The organism is Bradyrhizobium sp. GCM10028915, assembly GCF_042666195.1.
Lineage (GTDB): Bacteria > Pseudomonadota > Alphaproteobacteria > Rhizobiales > Xanthobacteraceae > Bradyrhizobium > Bradyrhizobium canariense_D.
The window spans coordinates 14,772-28,828 of record NZ_JBHTFN010000011.1 but is presented as its reverse complement, the minus strand read 5'-3'; the positions used below and the strand labels follow the sequence as shown (position 1 = coordinate 28,828).

General features: G+C 64.3%; 13 protein-coding genes and 1 pseudogene. 11 read left to right on the top strand and 3 right to left on the bottom strand.

Annotated elements, in window-relative coordinates; genetic code table 11:
* Positions 1 to 15: 15 nt before the first annotated feature.
* The 4 genes from ACFQX9_RS08475 (at position 16) to ACFQX9_RS08460 (ending at position 1,884) form a co-directional block, all read left to right on the top strand.
* Positions 16 to 351 carry a hypothetical protein gene (locus ACFQX9_RS08475; protein ID WP_085349731.1) on the top strand — a complete coding sequence of 112 codons (336 nt, stop codon included), beginning with the start codon at positions 16 to 18 and terminating at the stop codon, positions 349 to 351.
* A 12-nt stretch (positions 352 to 363) separates the two neighbouring features.
* Entirely contained in the window at positions 364 to 534 is a 171-nt protein-coding gene (locus tag ACFQX9_RS08470; RefSeq protein WP_158091539.1) for a hypothetical protein, read from the top strand.
* A gap of 56 nt (positions 535 to 590) precedes the next feature.
* A complete protein-coding gene (locus ACFQX9_RS08465; RefSeq protein WP_377787735.1) occupies positions 591 to 1,265 on the top strand; it encodes a dienelactone hydrolase family protein in 675 nt (224 codons plus the stop codon).
* Between the two features lie 136 nt (positions 1,266 to 1,401).
* Positions 1,402 to 1,884, top strand: coding sequence for a hypothetical protein (locus ACFQX9_RS08460; protein WP_085349792.1), 483 nt, complete (start codon positions 1,402 to 1,404; stop codon positions 1,882 to 1,884).
* Between the two features lie 100 nt (positions 1,885 to 1,984).
* Here the strand turns inward: ACFQX9_RS08460 and ACFQX9_RS08455 are convergent, their stop codons facing one another.
* From ACFQX9_RS08455 to ACFQX9_RS08445, 3 genes are all read right to left on the bottom strand, one after another.
* Positions 1,985 to 2,728, bottom strand: coding sequence for a polysaccharide biosynthesis/export family protein (locus ACFQX9_RS08455; RefSeq protein ID WP_377787732.1), 744 nt, complete (start codon positions 2,726 to 2,728; stop codon positions 1,985 to 1,987).
* Between the two features lie 195 nt (positions 2,729 to 2,923).
* Entirely contained in the window at positions 2,924 to 3,580 is a 657-nt protein-coding gene (msrA, locus tag ACFQX9_RS08450; protein WP_204513065.1) for a peptide-methionine (S)-S-oxide reductase MsrA, read from the bottom strand.
* Between the two features lie 129 nt (positions 3,581 to 3,709).
* On the bottom strand, positions 3,710 to 4,027 hold the full coding sequence (locus ACFQX9_RS08445) for a hypothetical protein (protein ID WP_007616084.1): 318 nt from the start codon (positions 4,025 to 4,027) through the stop codon (positions 3,710 to 3,712).
* A gap of 437 nt (positions 4,028 to 4,464) precedes the next feature.
* Here ACFQX9_RS08445 and rpsT point away from each other — a divergent pair, with 437 nt between their 5' ends.
* From rpsT to ACFQX9_RS08410, 7 genes and pseudogenes are all read left to right on the top strand, one after another.
* Positions 4,465 to 4,731 carry a 30S ribosomal protein S20 gene (rpsT, locus tag ACFQX9_RS08440; RefSeq protein ID WP_007598259.1) on the top strand — a complete coding sequence of 89 codons (267 nt, stop codon included), beginning with the start codon at positions 4,465 to 4,467 and terminating at the stop codon, positions 4,729 to 4,731.
* Between the two features lie 1,277 nt (positions 4,732 to 6,008).
* The gene (dnaA, locus tag ACFQX9_RS08435) at positions 6,009 to 7,421 is read left to right on the top strand and encodes a chromosomal replication initiator protein DnaA (RefSeq protein WP_026233035.1); all 1,413 of its coding nucleotides are present in this window, start codon (positions 6,009 to 6,011) and stop codon (positions 7,419 to 7,421) included.
* 380 nt (positions 7,422 to 7,801) lie between these two features.
* The gene (gene dnaN / locus ACFQX9_RS08430) at positions 7,802 to 8,920 is read left to right on the top strand and encodes a DNA polymerase III subunit beta (RefSeq protein WP_007598262.1); all 1,119 of its coding nucleotides are present in this window, start codon (positions 7,802 to 7,804) and stop codon (positions 8,918 to 8,920) included.
* Positions 8,921 to 9,130: 210 nt separating this feature from the next.
* Positions 9,131 to 9,495: pseudogene (locus ACFQX9_RS08425) on the top strand (endonuclease domain-containing protein).
* Between the two features lie 89 nt (positions 9,496 to 9,584).
* Positions 9,585 to 10,721 (top strand): DNA replication/repair protein RecF, encoded by a 1,137-nt coding sequence (recF, locus tag ACFQX9_RS08420; RefSeq protein WP_085361994.1) that lies wholly within the window; start codon positions 9,585 to 9,587, stop codon positions 10,719 to 10,721.
* 120 nt (positions 10,722 to 10,841) lie between these two features.
* On the top strand, positions 10,842 to 11,585 hold the full coding sequence (locus tag ACFQX9_RS08415; protein ID WP_377787727.1) for a hypothetical protein: 744 nt from the start codon (positions 10,842 to 10,844) through the stop codon (positions 11,583 to 11,585).
* 125 nt (positions 11,586 to 11,710) lie between these two features.
* Positions 11,711 to 13,879: a hypothetical protein gene (locus ACFQX9_RS08410; RefSeq protein WP_377787724.1), complete on the top strand. Its 2,169-nt coding sequence runs from the start codon at positions 11,711 to 11,713 to the stop codon at positions 13,877 to 13,879.
* Positions 13,880 to 14,057 lie beyond the last annotated feature (178 nt).

The window sequence follows — 14,057 nt, the reverse complement described above, 5'->3', positions numbered from 1 at the left end:
ACAGGAACAGTGGCGATGAAGCGAGCTATATTGGCTGCGGGCGCGGTGTTGCTGTCAGCATCCGCGCAAGCCGAGCAATTCGGCGGGACATTGCCCCGCCTGCCCTTCGTCGCGACCTTGTCGAACAACACGCCGCTCGCTTTCGGCATGGATGCCGACCAGACTGCGCGGGCGCTGGGGCAACCGCTGCAATATGTGCGGGGACGCCCCGGCAACGAGATCTATCTCGCCCTTCGCAACATCGGCGGCAGCAGACTGATCCCCACCCGTCACCGCCTGTTCCTGCAATTCCGCCACGGACGGCTGGCGGGCTGGAAGGAGGATTATGGCGAGAACTGGATGTGGGAGTGAGAGTGGCTTTTCATGACGCAGAGCAATCGTCTCTGCGCCATCATGCGTTGGAGCTGCCACATCGTCATGGCCGGGCTTGTCCCGGCCATCCACGATCTTTCCTACCGCACCAAGAACGTGGATGCCCGGGACATAGGCGAGCGGAAGCGACGCCGTCCTTCGGACGGCTACGCCCGGGCATGACGAGTTTGTGGAACGAGCGGAACCCGCAATCGAAGCTAACCAAAAGGACAACCCGCGTGGGACAGGACATCAAGCTGACGGCCTCCGACAAATTCCAGCTCAGTGCCTATCGCGCTGACCCCGCCGGCACGGCGAAGGGCGCGGTGGTGGTGATCCAGGAGATTTTTGGGGTCAACCATCACATCCGCTCGGTCTGCGATCGCCTCGCCGGGGAAGGCTATGTCGCGATCGCGCCGTCGATCTTCGACCGGACCTCGCCGGGCTTCCAGTCCGGCTACTCGCCCGACGAGATCGCGGAAGCGCGCAAGTTCGTCGCCAGTCCAGATTGGGACGCGATGCTGCGCGACACGCAGGCGGCGATCGATGCGGTGAAGAGCGTCGGCCCGGTCGGCATCATCGGCTTTTGCCTGGGCGGCAGCGTCGCCTTCGTCGCGGCGACGCGGCTGTCGGGCCTGAAGGCCGCGATCGGCTATTACGGCGGCGCCGTCGTACGCTTTGCCGACGAGACACCAAAAGTTCCGACACAGCTGCATTTTGGCGAAAAGGATGCCGGCATTCCCCTGACCGACGTCGAGACCATCAAGACGAAGCGGCCGGACGTGGAGGTCTTCGTCTATCCGGGCGCGCAGCACGGCTTCCATTGCGACGAGCGGGCGAGCTACGACAAGGCCAGCGCCGACATCGCCTGGCCGCGCAGCATGGAATTTTTCGCGAAGCATTTGAAATCGTAGCGCGCGCGGCTGTCTTCGCTGTCATTCGGGGCTCGCGCTTCGCGCGCCCCGGATGACGAGCAGGAATCGGGTGGCTGCATCCTGCTGCCCGGCGATAGAGCTGACTGATCAAGCCAATTCGCGCCGGGAGATCATGATGCAGCAGGCCAATACGAACATCGTCATCCGCAATCCGTTCGGCACCATGGACGTGCCCGCGCCTGATGATCGCGACGTCATGGACTATGCCGCAACCGCCGCGCTTGCCGGCGATGCGGCTGACGTCAACGCGGCGGCATGGGCAATTATCGCGGCACAGTCAGACCCGCTCGACGGCATCTGGGCCAGCCGCTGGAATGGCGGCGCAGATCCGACCATTGCCGGCGATACGCCACAAGCCTGGAAAGAAGGACGCGCGGAGGTGCGGGTCACAGGCGAGCGCATCTTCCTGCGCTTCGACTGGGACCACGGCCGCCGGCACGGGCTGATCGATACGGCGCGTGATCGCGCGGGTCGCCTAATCGGGAAATATATCAACCTGACCAACCCGGCGATCACACGGCCATGGGTTGGACTGGTGGTCGACGCCACCAGGATCGACGGATGTTTTCCGAACGGGCGTCTGGATTTCAGGCGGTGAGCTAGAGCTTCGGTTCTGATTGCATCAGAACCGAGGCTCTAGATTCTTTTCTGACGCGCTTTCTTTACGTGAACCGGCATCCACTTCGCTCAAAAACGCTCTAGAACCAGCGCTCGCCGACGAACACCGTGTCGCCGGGGCTCAAGGGGGTGCCGAGCGGCACCACGGCGCGCATGGCGCCGCCGGCTTCGGTGTGCGTGACGGTGACCACGTCGCGCTTGGCGCGGGGCGAGAAGCCGCCGGCGATCGCGACGGCGCTTTCGACCGTCATGTTCGGCACGTAAGGATACTGGCCGGGCGCAGAGACTTCGCCGAGAATGAAGAACGGACGATAGGCCTCGATCTCGACGGCGACCGAGGGCTCGCGGATGTAGCCGTTGCGCAGCCTTGCGGCGATCTCGCCGGCAAGACCCGCGGGGGTGCGGCCGCGTGCCGGCACGCCGCCGATCAGCGGCATGGTGATGGAGCCGCCGGCGTCGATTGCGTAGCTGTTGGTGAGACCTTCCTGGCCGTAGACAACCACGCGCAGCCTGTCGCCGGCGTCGAGATGGTAGGAGGAATCGTAGCGGACCGGCGCCGCCATCGGCGCGGCATAACCGACCGGCATGGGCGCAGGCGAGGCAAAGGAATTGCTGAGTGCTGCGATGGCACCGCCGCCACTGCCGACGACGACGGGCTGCGGCGCGTTGTACGGCTGGTCATAGGCCATCGAATCGAGATCGGCGCGTGGCTGCACATAGGCGACGGGACCAGCGGTTTGCATGCAGCCGCCAAGGGTCAGCGCGGCGGACGCTGCCAGGGATGCTGCCGAGATCGACCATCGAAACGCGCGTGCAACCGGCACCGGACTTATCCCTCGAAACGAGACAGATCCAGTGATGCACCGGTTATGGTTAATAAAGCGTTGAGGGGGCGGGTGGCTTGGCAATGGTACCAAACACTCCGTCATGCCCGGGCTCTTCCCGGGCATCCACGTTCTTGGTGCCGCACGAAATATCGTGGATGGCCGGGACAAGCCCGGCCATGACGAGGGACCAGCTTACGCGCTCACACCGACGCCGATCGGGCAGGACACGCCGGTGCCGCCCAGGCCGCAATAGCCGGCGGGATTCTTGGCCAGATATTGCTGATGATAGTCCTCGGCAAAGTAGAATTCGCCGGCGGGTGCGATCTCGGTGGTGATGGTGCCGAGACCTTTTGCAGCAAGCGCCTTCTGATAGAGCGCCTTCGATTGATCGGCCGCTTTCTTCTGCGCGTCTGAATAGGTGTAGATCGCGCTCCGGTACTGCGTGCCGACGTCGTTGCCCTGACGCATGCCCTGCGTCGGGTTGTGGCTCTCCCAGAACGTCTTCAATAGCTTCTCGTACGACACCTTGTTCGGATCGAACACGACCAACACCACTTCGGTGTGACCGGTGCGGCCCGAGCAGGTCTCTTCATAGGTCGGGTTCGGCGTGTGGCCGCCGGCATAGCCGACAGCAGTCGTGTAAACGCCGTCGCCGAGCTCCCAAAACTTGCGCTCGGCGCCCCAGAAGCAGCCGAGCCCGAACACCGCCTGCTCGAGACCGGCGGGATAAGGCGGCTGCAACTTCGCGCCGTTGACGAAATGGGTGGTCGCGGTCGGAATGGCTTGCGCACGGCCCGGCAGCGCTTCCGCGGCACTCGGCAATGCGGTGGTCTTGCGCATGAACAGCATGGACGGATCTCCGAACGAGCCGTGCATCGCCTGGGCTAATTACTCAGGCGGCGTGCTCGCGATCAGGTGGGAATATAGGTCTTTACGCACGGAGCGGCAGCCCTGTTACAGCGCCGCATGCTCGAAAGCTCAATCCCGGGAATAGCCGATCAACGGCTTGCGCGGGCGGAACAGGATCATCAGGAGGATGCCGAGAATGCCGAGGACGGCGAAAACCGGCTGATCCAGCACCAGGCGGATCACCGAGGTCCACAGCCAGGGCGCCTTGGCCTCGACCCAGGTCCGGAATGCCGTCTGGCTGGCCTGATTGATGTCGTTCCAGAACTGGCCGAAGCGGGTGAACCGCAGGGTCTGGTCGGCCACCCAGCGGGCGCCATCATAGACCATGAAGATGAACCCGCCGGCGAGCAGCAACAGCCCAATCAGTCGGAAAAAGCCGCGGATCATGCCTCACCCTATATAGTCGTCCGATCGGACGACCCTCGGAACGCCGCCAGCCAATACAAGGGAGACGGCAGAAATTCAACCTCTTCAGGGCGTTACGGCACTCACCCCGGTTCTGAGGGGCTGCTTTTGCAGCCCGGGAAAGCGTTGACGGTGCCGAAGACCCTCTCTATAAGGGCGCCAACTGGCGGCGGGCGCAATCCTGCCGCCGCTGTTCTTTGAGCAGATGCAGGCTCTTTGGGCTTAGAGGCTCCTTGAGCTGAGAGGTTCCTTGGGCTGAGAGGCTCCTTGGGCCTCAGAGGCAGCCGCAAGGCCGTCGCTCATGTTCCGGGAACAGCCTAGCAACCGAACACCCTAATTCCGAGCGTCGATTACGCGGTCAAGCAAGCCGGCGCTACCCGACCAAGACGCGACCGGTACCCGCAAAGGACATTGAGACCATGGCCAATACCACTTCCGCCAAGAAAGCGACGCGCAAGATCGCCCGCCGCACCGCCGTCAACAAGTCGCGCCGCACCCAGATGCGCGGTGCCGTGCGTAACGTCGAAGAAGCGATCAAGACCGGCGACCGCGCCGCCGCCGTGACGGCGCTGGCGAATGCCGAGCCCGCCTTGATGCGCGCCGCGCAGCGAAACATCATTCACAAGAACAATGCCAGCCGCAAAGTCTCGCGGCTCACCGCGCAGATCGCCAAGCTCGCCAAGTAAACTCGCGAGCGTTCTGCCGCCGTCCGATCGAGTCATTCGATCGGGCGATCACATCGCACATCACACGCGTCAAACAGCCCGGCATCGCGCCGGGCTTTTTTGTTGCCCTCATATTCACGCAAGCAGTCACGCGTCGAACGACCTTCGAACGGAGGATTGCGGCGTTTGCACCATGACGCGTCCGTAGTTTTACCTGCGAATGGTTTTGCAACAGCGGAAACTTGCACCGCGGTGCAAAAAGCCCCTGCGAGGCGGGCGCAAGTTGAATTCGCGGGCTTGCGAGTTCTGCACACCGTAGTTTCCCCGGATCGCGTCACGCGATGGAGTTACCCTGTGAAACGAGACTCAAAAAACGATGGCTCGCTAACAACTTATCGACATAGTGAGGCCAAGCATTTGGAAAATTCACCCGCGCGTCGCGCGCGTGACGCTTTTGTAAAAAATTTTTGGCGGTGGCGGAGAATTGTCACATCGGACGCGGCATCTTCGATTCTGTGCACGAATCCAAAAACTTGCTCTGAAGCCTGTGCACAAGTGCCGCGTGGCGTTAACGCAGATCAAGATTTTTGATGCCTCAAGTGTGAATCAATTCCGTTGCGAGTCTTTCCGCATAGTGTATTCCTTAAGACGTCAGCGGCGCCCACGATCTTGAGACCAGCGCGGTATCGGAAACGGGGCGAGCGTGCAAATCGGCGGCGGTGTGCACGTAGGCGACGCTTCAACAAGCGATTGTCGGATCAAAACCCACAGCAATGTGGGAACGGTAGCTCTTTGTCTGAATGTCTCCAAGCGGGATCTTTCTCTCGCGCTTAAGAGACATCTTGAAAGCTGCCCCGACAGGCATGATGGCGAAGCCGAGCGGACGACGAGTACACGGGCAGGCATCCGACTACGAAGCGGGTGTCGTTTGGACACGCAGGACCTTGTCGTGAGCAATCACGGCAGGACGGGGAGGTATCATGTCTTACGAACTCAACGCGGTATTGAAACACATTTCGACTTCCAGCATTTCGACTTCCAGCGATGCCGTTTTAGATCCGTCGGACATCAAGCCTCCCGCGTGTAACGGAGCGCCGAGTACGCGCTGACCTCGCGACCCCTCCATCTCTAGACATTGCTGATCGGACGCGGCGTTTCCGCCGAACGGTCGAGCCATGCCTGCAGGTGAAATCGCTTGAGGTCCCGCCATCGCAAATATCCCTGAGCAGGTATCCCTGGCAGGAACTCAGCATGGCGCTCACCACGCAACCTTATCTCTCAAGAAAAGTTCTCAAATGATGACAACCCCGGAACAGGATCGCTGGTCACGCGTGAAGAGTCGGCTGCGCTCGAACGTAGGCGAGGACGTCTATACGAGCTGGTTCGCGCGCATGGATCTGGAAGGCGTCCAGGACGAGAGCGTGCGTCTGTCGGTGCCAACCCGCTTCCTGAAGAGCTGGATCCAGGCCCATTATGCCGAGCGCGTGCTGTCGTGCTGGCAGGCCGAGATGCCGGAAGTGCATCGCATCGATCTCACCGTGCGCTCGGCCGTGCGCCCCGTGGTGCAGCAGAAGGAAGCGCCCGCGCCGGTCGAAACGCGCCGCTCGCCTGCGCCGGAGCTGCGCTCGACCGCGACCGCGCCGGTCTCGGCCAATCATGATGCACTCGGCGGCTCGCCGCTCGATCCGCGCCTGACGTTTGCGAGCTTCGTCGTCGGCCGTTCCAACACGCTGGCGCATGCGGCTGCGCGTCAGGTCGCCGAGGGTCGTCGCGGCGATCCCGTCATGTTCAATCCGCTCTACATCCATGCGGGTGTCGGCCTCGGCAAGACGCATCTCTTGCAGGCGGTGACCTGGGCCGGCAATTCCGGCAACGAGCGCAAGGTGCTTTATCTCACCGCCGAGAAATTCATGTACGGCTTCGTGGCCGCGCTGAAGACGCAGACGGCGCTCGCCTTCAAGGAAGCGTTGCGCGGCATCGACGTGCTCGTGATCGACGATCTCCAGTTCCTGCAGGGCAAGTCGACCCAGGCCGAGTTCTGCCACACGCTGAACGCGCTGATCGATGCCGGCCGCCAGGTCGTGATCGCGGCCGACCGTCCGCCGTCCGACCTCGAAAGCCTCGACGACCGCGTGCGCTCGCGGCTGGCCGGCGGCCTCGTGGTCGAAATGGCCTCGCTCGGCGAGGAGCTGCGGCACGGTATTCTCAAGTCGCGCGTCGCAGCCGCCCGCGCCCATCATGCGACCTTCGAGGTGCCGGAGGAGGTGCTGACCTATCTGGCCCGCGCCATCACCCATAACGGCCGCGATCTCGAAGGCGCGATCAACCGCCTGCTCGCGCATTCGAAGCTCAACAATCGGCCGGTGACGCTTGAGATGGCGGAGCACGAGGTGCGCGACCTGATCCGGCCGCAGGAACCGAAGCGGATCAAGATCGAGGACATCCAGCGCGTGGTGGCACGGCAGTATAATGTCAGCCGCTCCGATCTCCTGTCCTCGCGCCGGACCGCCAACGTGGTCCGTCCGCGCCAGGTGGCGATGTATCTCGCCAAGACGCTGACCTTGCGATCGCTCCCCGAGATCGGCCGCCGCTTCGGTGGGCGCGACCACACCACGGTGCTGCACGCCGTGCGCAAGATCGAGGCCCTGGTTTCCAAGGACACGGCGCTGTCGGACGAGGTCGAATCGCTCAAGCGCCAGCTTCAGGAATAAACGCCTATTTGCTTCTGCGCGGGTGCGACCACATCCAAGCTGCATCGGAGGTCGTCATGCCCGGGCCTGTCCCGGGCATCCACGTTCTTAGGACCGCGAACCCAGACGTGGATGGCCGGGACAAGCCCGGCCGTGACGGGCGCAGAGACGTCCCTGGCCGGCGAGGCGTTCAGCGCGTTGCGGAAACATAGGTAAATCGTGGGGAACTGCCCGCAATCCCTTGAATCCGGGGGCCATCCGCGCCACCTTGCGCGACCCTGACGGCTTTGGTCATATCGGCTGGATGATCCGGCTTTCCGGGGTCTTCGGTGCCGTGGCGCGCGTCCCGCCGCCCGGCTTTTCCAGATTTGTGTTTCCTTGGGGATCGGGCGAGTAGTGCAATGAAGGTTACGGTCGAACGCGCGCAACTCCTGAAGTCGCTGGGCCACGTCCACCGCGTGGTCGAACGCCGCAACACGATTCCGATCCTCGGCAACGTGCTTGTTAGGGCCGAGAACGCGAAATTGTCGCTGAAGGCGACCGACCTCGACCTCGAGGTCACCGAAACGCTCGCGGCGGAAACCGCGACCGCTGGCTCGACCACCGTGCCGGCGCACATGTTCTACGACATCGTGCGCAAGCTGCCGGACGGTTCGCAGATCGTGCTCGAAGCCGACGGCGACCGCGCCGTGCTGGCGATCCGTGCCGGGCGCTCCCGCTTCACGCTGCAGACCCTGCCGGAAAACGATTTCCCGGATCTCGCCGCCGGCGACATGTCGCATTCGTTCAGCCTCGCCGCCAAGGACGTCAAGCGGCTGATCGATCGCACCCAGTTCGCGATCTCCACGGAGGAGACCCGCTATTATCTCAACGGCATCTACCTGCATGCCGCGGGCTCCGCCAAAGCCGCCACCCTGCGCGGCGTCGCCACCGACGGCCACCGCCTCGCCCAGCTCGACCTGGTGCAGCCCAAGGGTGCCGAGGGCATGCCCGGCGTGATCGTGCCGCGCAAGACCGTCGGCGAGGTGCAGCGCCTGATCGAGGACAACGAGGCCGAGGTCACGATCGAGCTGTCGCAGGCCAAGATCCGCTTCACCATCGGCAATGTGGTGCTGACCTCGAAGCTGATCGACGGCACCTTCCCCGACTACGGCCGCGTGATCCCGCAGGGCAACGACAAGGAGCTCGTCGTCGACAAGAAGGATTTCGAGAACGCGGTCGACCGCGTCTCGACGATTTCCAGCGAGCGCGGGCGAGCCGTGAAACTCTCGCTGTCGCCGGGCAAGCTGGTGCTGTCGGTGACCAATCCGGATTCCGGCAGCGCGACCGAAGAGCTCGAAGTCGAATACGCTTCCGACGCCCTCGATATCGGCTTCAACTCCCGCTATCTGCTCGACATCGCCGCCCAGATCGAAGGCGACGTCGCAACGCTCCGGCTCGCCGATCCGGGCTCGCCGACCCTGGTGCAAGACCGCGACGACAAGAGCGCGCTCTACGTGCTGATGCCGATGCGGGTGTGAGGGACGTGGTCCTCCTCTCGCGACTCCTTTTATGCGGAGACAACCCCTCACCCGGCCTCGCTGCGCGAAGCCCCCCTCTCCCACAAGGGGAGAGGGTGAAGCTACAGCTTCGCCTGCCGAAACAAGCGCAATGCACGTTGCTGCGCCCTCTGCCCTTGTGGGAGAGGGCATCTCCACGGGCGGATACATACTCAGTCGGGTGAGGGGTTCGTGCCGCAGGAACCATCCCATCGGCCAGTCTCCAAACGTCTTCGCCAATTCGCGAAGAATATGCGGCACGAACCGACGGATGCGGAAGCGGCAATGTGGCGCCTGCTCAGGCACCGGCAACTCTCCGCTTTCAAGTTTCGCCGGCAGGTCCCGTTCAACACCTACATTCTCGACTTCGTCTGCTTTGAGAAGCGCCTGGTGATCGAGATCGACGGCGGTCAGCACGGAGAATCACGACGCGATGCAGCGCGTGACGCAGCTCTCTCGCCGAAGGCTTTGTCATCGCGCGCTACTGGAACAACGACGTGCTCCAGCGACCCACTTCTGTATTGGAGGACATCCTTGCAAAGCTCGCCGAGCGGTAAGATACCCCTCACCCGTCGCCTCACTTTGTGAGGCGCCACCCTCTCCCACAAGGGGAGAGGGGAAGAATCGCGGCCACGACAAAGATCTGATGACCCCCTCCCGCATTCATCGCCTGACGCTGACGCATTTTCGTAATTACCGGGCGGCGGGGCTCGAGACGGCGGCCGACATGGTGGTCCTGGTCGGGCCGAACGGAGCGGGCAAGACCAATTGCATCGAGGCGATCTCGTTCCTGTCGCCGGGACGCGGCCTGCGGCGCGCGACGCTGGACGACGTCGCCGACAACCAGGGCGACGGCTCCTGGGCGGTGTCGGCACAGGTCGAGGGCGCGCTGGGCCTTGCCACGCTCGGCACCGGCATCGATCCGCCGCGCGCAGATAGCCCGGTGAGCCGGCGCTGCCGCATCGACCGCGAACCGGTCAATTCGGCGGCGGCGTTCGGCGACCACATCCGCATGGTATGGCTGACGCCGGCGATGGACGGGCTGTTCATGGGAGCGGCGTCCGAGCGGCGGCGCTTCTTCGACCGCCTGGTGCTCGCCATCGACAGCGACCATTCCAGCCGCATCTCCGCGCTCGAACGTTCGCTGCGTTCGCGCAACCGCCTGCTCGAGACGCGCAATTACGACGACCATTGGTGTGACGCGATCGAGCGCGAGACCGCGGAGCTTGCGGTCGCGGTCGCCGCAACCCGCGGCCAGACGGCGGCGCGTCTCACCGGCATGCTGAATGCACGCGCGCAGGCCTCCGCCTTCCCCTCGGCGCAGATCGCGCTCGACGGCTGGATGGAGAACGCGCTGCTGACGGAGACCGCGACGTCGGTCGAGGACCGCTACCGCCAGATCCTGCGCGACAACCGTCCGCGTGACGCCATCGCCGGCCGTACCACGGATGGACCGCATCTCACCGATCTGCAGGTGATCTACGCGCCGAAAAGCATGCCGGCGCGCGATGCCTCGACCGGCGAGCAGAAGGCGTTGCTGATCGGGCTGGTGCTGGCGCATGCGAGCCTGGTCGCCGAGATGACCGGCATCGTGCCGCTGCTGCTGCTCGACGAGGTCGTCGCGCATCTGGATCCCGGCAGGCGCGCGGCGCTGTTCGACGAGCTGCGCAAGCTCGGCGCGCAGGTGTGGTTGACCGGCGCAGACCCTGCCGCCTTCGCCGAGATCGGCGCCGGGGGCGAGATCTTTGACGTCGAAAGCGGCCAGGTATCGGCCCGGCGCTAGTCGCCGCCGTTGAACCGGCCCCATTTCTGCCGCGACTAGTTGCCGGAGGCCGCGCCGACGGCGTCGCAGCCGTTTTGCAATCGCGCAATGACATGCCGCGCGAGACCCCTGGAGAGTGAGATGCGGACGGCAAGGTCCGGGGCGCAAGCTCCGGCACGATGGCGGGCGTTTGCGTGCGGCCTCGTCCTGCTCGCGACATGCATGCTGGCGGCAAGCGGCGGCGCCGGGATGCCGCATCTCGCGGCGCTGTTTTCCGCCGATCTCACGCCGGATCCCGATGCCAGGCTGCTCGCACCGACCCGCTACAGCTTTCGAGGAATCCACACCACCCTGATGCGGGGCGTCGAAGCGCCGCTTCGGGTCAAGCTCGAAGCCACCGTGCCCGCCGAACTCGGCGACGTCCTAGCCTTCTACCGCAGGGAGCTCGGAAAGCTCGGGTGGCAGGAGCAGCACGATGGCGCCGTCGTCTCCGCCGATCACGTCCAGCTCGCGTTCGCATCTCCGCTCGGTCCGGCGATGCTGGAGCTCGGCCGCAAGGGCAGCAGCACCTTGGTTCATCTCGTGCAGAAGAACTCGGATACTGCAACCCGGGCGAACGTCATGCCCGAGCCGGGCCAGGCGAAGCTGGTGTTCAGCAACATCGGCGAGACGGAAGCCGTGCTCGGGATCAACGCGCAGATCATCAAGCGCTCCGCCGGCGCTAACGCCGTCTCGCTGGATCTGGCGCCCGGCAGATATTCCTACGAACTGGGCGTGCCCGGCCGTCCGGCCCACAGCAACATCCTCACCGTCGCGGCCGGCGACGCCTGGGAGCTCACCGTCGGGCGCGACGGCGAGGCATGGTCGCCGCTCCAGCTGTATTGAGCCGTCCGAATCTTTGAACCTGCCCGGTTCCTGCCGCGACTTCTGGTCTGAGGCCCCGCCGACGGTGTCGCAGCCGTTGCAATCGCGCGCGCCCAAGCGCCGCGCGGCATCCTGGAGACGTAACGATGGCGATGATCCCGCGCGGGATGCAAGTCCCGGCACGATGGCAGCTGCTTGCATGCGGTCTCTTCCTGATGGCGAGCTGCTCGATCGCGGCCGGCGCCGACGAGGGCATCGTCGACGTCCACGCGCTGCCCCAGCTCGAAGGTGCGGTGGAAGACATTTCGCGCCCCGATCCCTATAGCGTCGAATATCGCGTACCGATGCGGCAGGCCGTGACGCTGCCCGCGGTCCAAAAGCTCCTGCGCGACAACGGATGGGTGCCCTATGTGATGCCGCTTGAGGAGAAAAGCAGCCTGCTGAAGTTCAGGAAGGGACGACAGGGCCTTTCCGTTCATTTCACGCAGGCGCTCGGCCGGCCAGACCAGTCCGTGGTTTACTACACCACCGACCGGATCTACGGGAACGTGCCATTTCCGGAAGGCGCAAGTGACATCGTGTTCGACGGGACCCGGCCCTATCTCGGCTGCATCGCGCCGACGCCGCTCGATGCAACGTCGGATTTCTACAGCAGCCAGATGGCTGCGATCGGCTGGCAGAAGCTCACGCCGGAAACCGCCGCACGCTGGACCACCAGCCTGAATGAAACCGTTCCCAACGGCCTGCGCGCGTTCTACGCGCATGCCGATAGCAAGGAGACCGGCTTCTATCAGCAGAAGCCCGTGATGCTGACGCTGACGCGCCGCGACGATGGCCGCACCAATGTCGATATCCGGGTCGCCCCCTTCGCGCTGCCGAGCGAGCTCAAAGCCGATAGCGATCTGGCCGGCCTGCCGCGGCCGAGCCCGACCAAGACGGCCAGGGGGCTCGGCGGCGCGAGCGACAACAAGCGCGAAATGTCGGCCGCCGCGATGGCCGAGCTGCCGGCCGTGCTCGCCTTCTATCACCGCGAGTTCGCCGCGCGCGGCTGGCAGGAGGACGGAAGCGCGCAGCTCGCACCCGGTGACGAGGTCGCGATCAAGATCTCTTCGGCGGAGGAAACCGGCGTGCTGCGGCTTGGCCGCAAATATGATTTCACCATGGTCAGCCTGACCGCGCAGGTGAAGGACTCCGCGCTTGCCGCCCGTGCCAAGGCGAAGAAAGAGGCGGACGACAAGTTCCTTGGGGATGCGTTAGGTGCGGCCAAGCAGCTCATCACCGCCGACGAAGCCAGGCGCAAGGTGCAGGCGGCCGCATTGTCCGACGCGCCGCTCAACGCGCAGGCCGACAGCAAGATTCCGGTGCCGCTGCCTGAAAACGCCGAGGGTGTGAAGTTCGAGAGCGACGAGGGCAGGCTCGAGTTCTCCTCGACCTCGAGCGTGAAGGCGCTCACTGCGTTCTATCGCGCATCGCTCAAGCCAGCGGGCTGGAAAGAGCAGCCCTCCGTCATCAATCAGCCCAACATGGCGGTGATGGAGTTCGCAAAGAGCGGCAAGTCGATCTCGATGACCGTGATGCAGATGGGACCGAAGGTGAACGTTAGCGCCAACGGCTCCGGTCTGGTCGTCGCCGCGGCGAAGCCCGTCGAGGCCAAATCGACCCAAGCCAAGGCGGTCCAGACCAAATCGAAGGAGCCGCTCACGCCCGATCCCGATTCGGCCCTGCCGGTGCCGACGCAGCACAGCTCGACCGGCATCAGCTCCACGAAATTTCCCGGCAGCGACCAGTCGTTCCGGACCGAGCTCGAAGCCAGCATCCCCGCCGAGCTTGGCGAGGTCCTCGCCTTCTATCGCGCGGAGCTGACCAATCGGGGCTGGCAAGAGAAGGCCGACGGCGCGATCGTGACGGCCGAGCGGGCGGAGCTCGCGTTCACCTCGCCGCAGGGGCCGGCCGTGCTGAAGCTTGGCCGCGCCCGAGACGAGACCACGGTCAGCCTGATGCAGCGAAATCCGCAGGCCGCGGCCAAGGCCGACATCATGCCGAAGGCCGGACAGGCCAGGCTGATGCTCGGCAATATTGGGCCGAAAGAAGCATCGCTGACGATCAACAATCAGACCGTAAAGATCGCGGCCGGCGCCGGCGGTCCGCAATCGCCGAAAGGCCCGATGCTCGATCTGCCGCCAGGCAAGTACCAGTACGCGCTGCGTCTGCCGGGACGCCCCGCTCGCACCGAGATTCTCACAGTGGCCGCCGGCGATGCCTGGGGCCTCCTGGTGGGGCCAAACGGAGATGTGCTGCCGCTTCAGATGTATTGAGCTGCAAGGCCGTTCCGGGGCGTTCCAGGCGCCTCGGAACGCCCTCGTCCCCGCAAAATCCACGCCTTCCACGGCCCGAAACGGCTTCCCGAATCGCGCTTTTTCCAAGCCGCCGAATCGGGCTTCGAAGGCCTTGAAAATCGGCCAAAAAATTCTATTTAATCAAAGACTTGCCGGG

Coding starts and splice junctions, on each gene's coding strand:
- dnaN (WP_007598262.1), top strand. CDS start 7,802: ATGAAGGTTACGGTCGAACGCGCGCAACTCCTGAAGTCGCTGGGCCAC.
- ACFQX9_RS08475 (WP_085349731.1), top strand. CDS start 16: ATGAAGCGAGCTATATTGGCTGCGGGCGCGGTGTTGCTGTCAGCATCC.
- ACFQX9_RS08460 (WP_085349792.1), top strand. CDS start 1,402: ATGCAGCAGGCCAATACGAACATCGTCATCCGCAATCCGTTCGGCACC.
- ACFQX9_RS08415 (WP_377787727.1), top strand. CDS start 10,842: ATGCGGACGGCAAGGTCCGGGGCGCAAGCTCCGGCACGATGGCGGGCG.
- dnaA (WP_026233035.1), top strand. CDS start 6,009: ATGACAACCCCGGAACAGGATCGCTGGTCACGCGTGAAGAGTCGGCTG.
- recF (WP_085361994.1), top strand. CDS start 9,585: ATGACCCCCTCCCGCATTCATCGCCTGACGCTGACGCATTTTCGTAAT.
- msrA (WP_204513065.1), bottom strand. CDS start 3,580: ATGCTGTTCATGCGCAAGACCACCGCATTGCCGAGTGCCGCGGAAGCG.
- ACFQX9_RS08470 (WP_158091539.1), top strand. CDS start 364: ATGACGCAGAGCAATCGTCTCTGCGCCATCATGCGTTGGAGCTGCCAC.
- rpsT (WP_007598259.1), top strand. CDS start 4,465: ATGGCCAATACCACTTCCGCCAAGAAAGCGACGCGCAAGATCGCCCGC.
- ACFQX9_RS08445 (WP_007616084.1), bottom strand. CDS start 4,027: ATGATCCGCGGCTTTTTCCGACTGATTGGGCTGTTGCTGCTCGCCGGC.
- ACFQX9_RS08410 (WP_377787724.1), top strand. CDS start 11,711: ATGGCGATGATCCCGCGCGGGATGCAAGTCCCGGCACGATGGCAGCTG.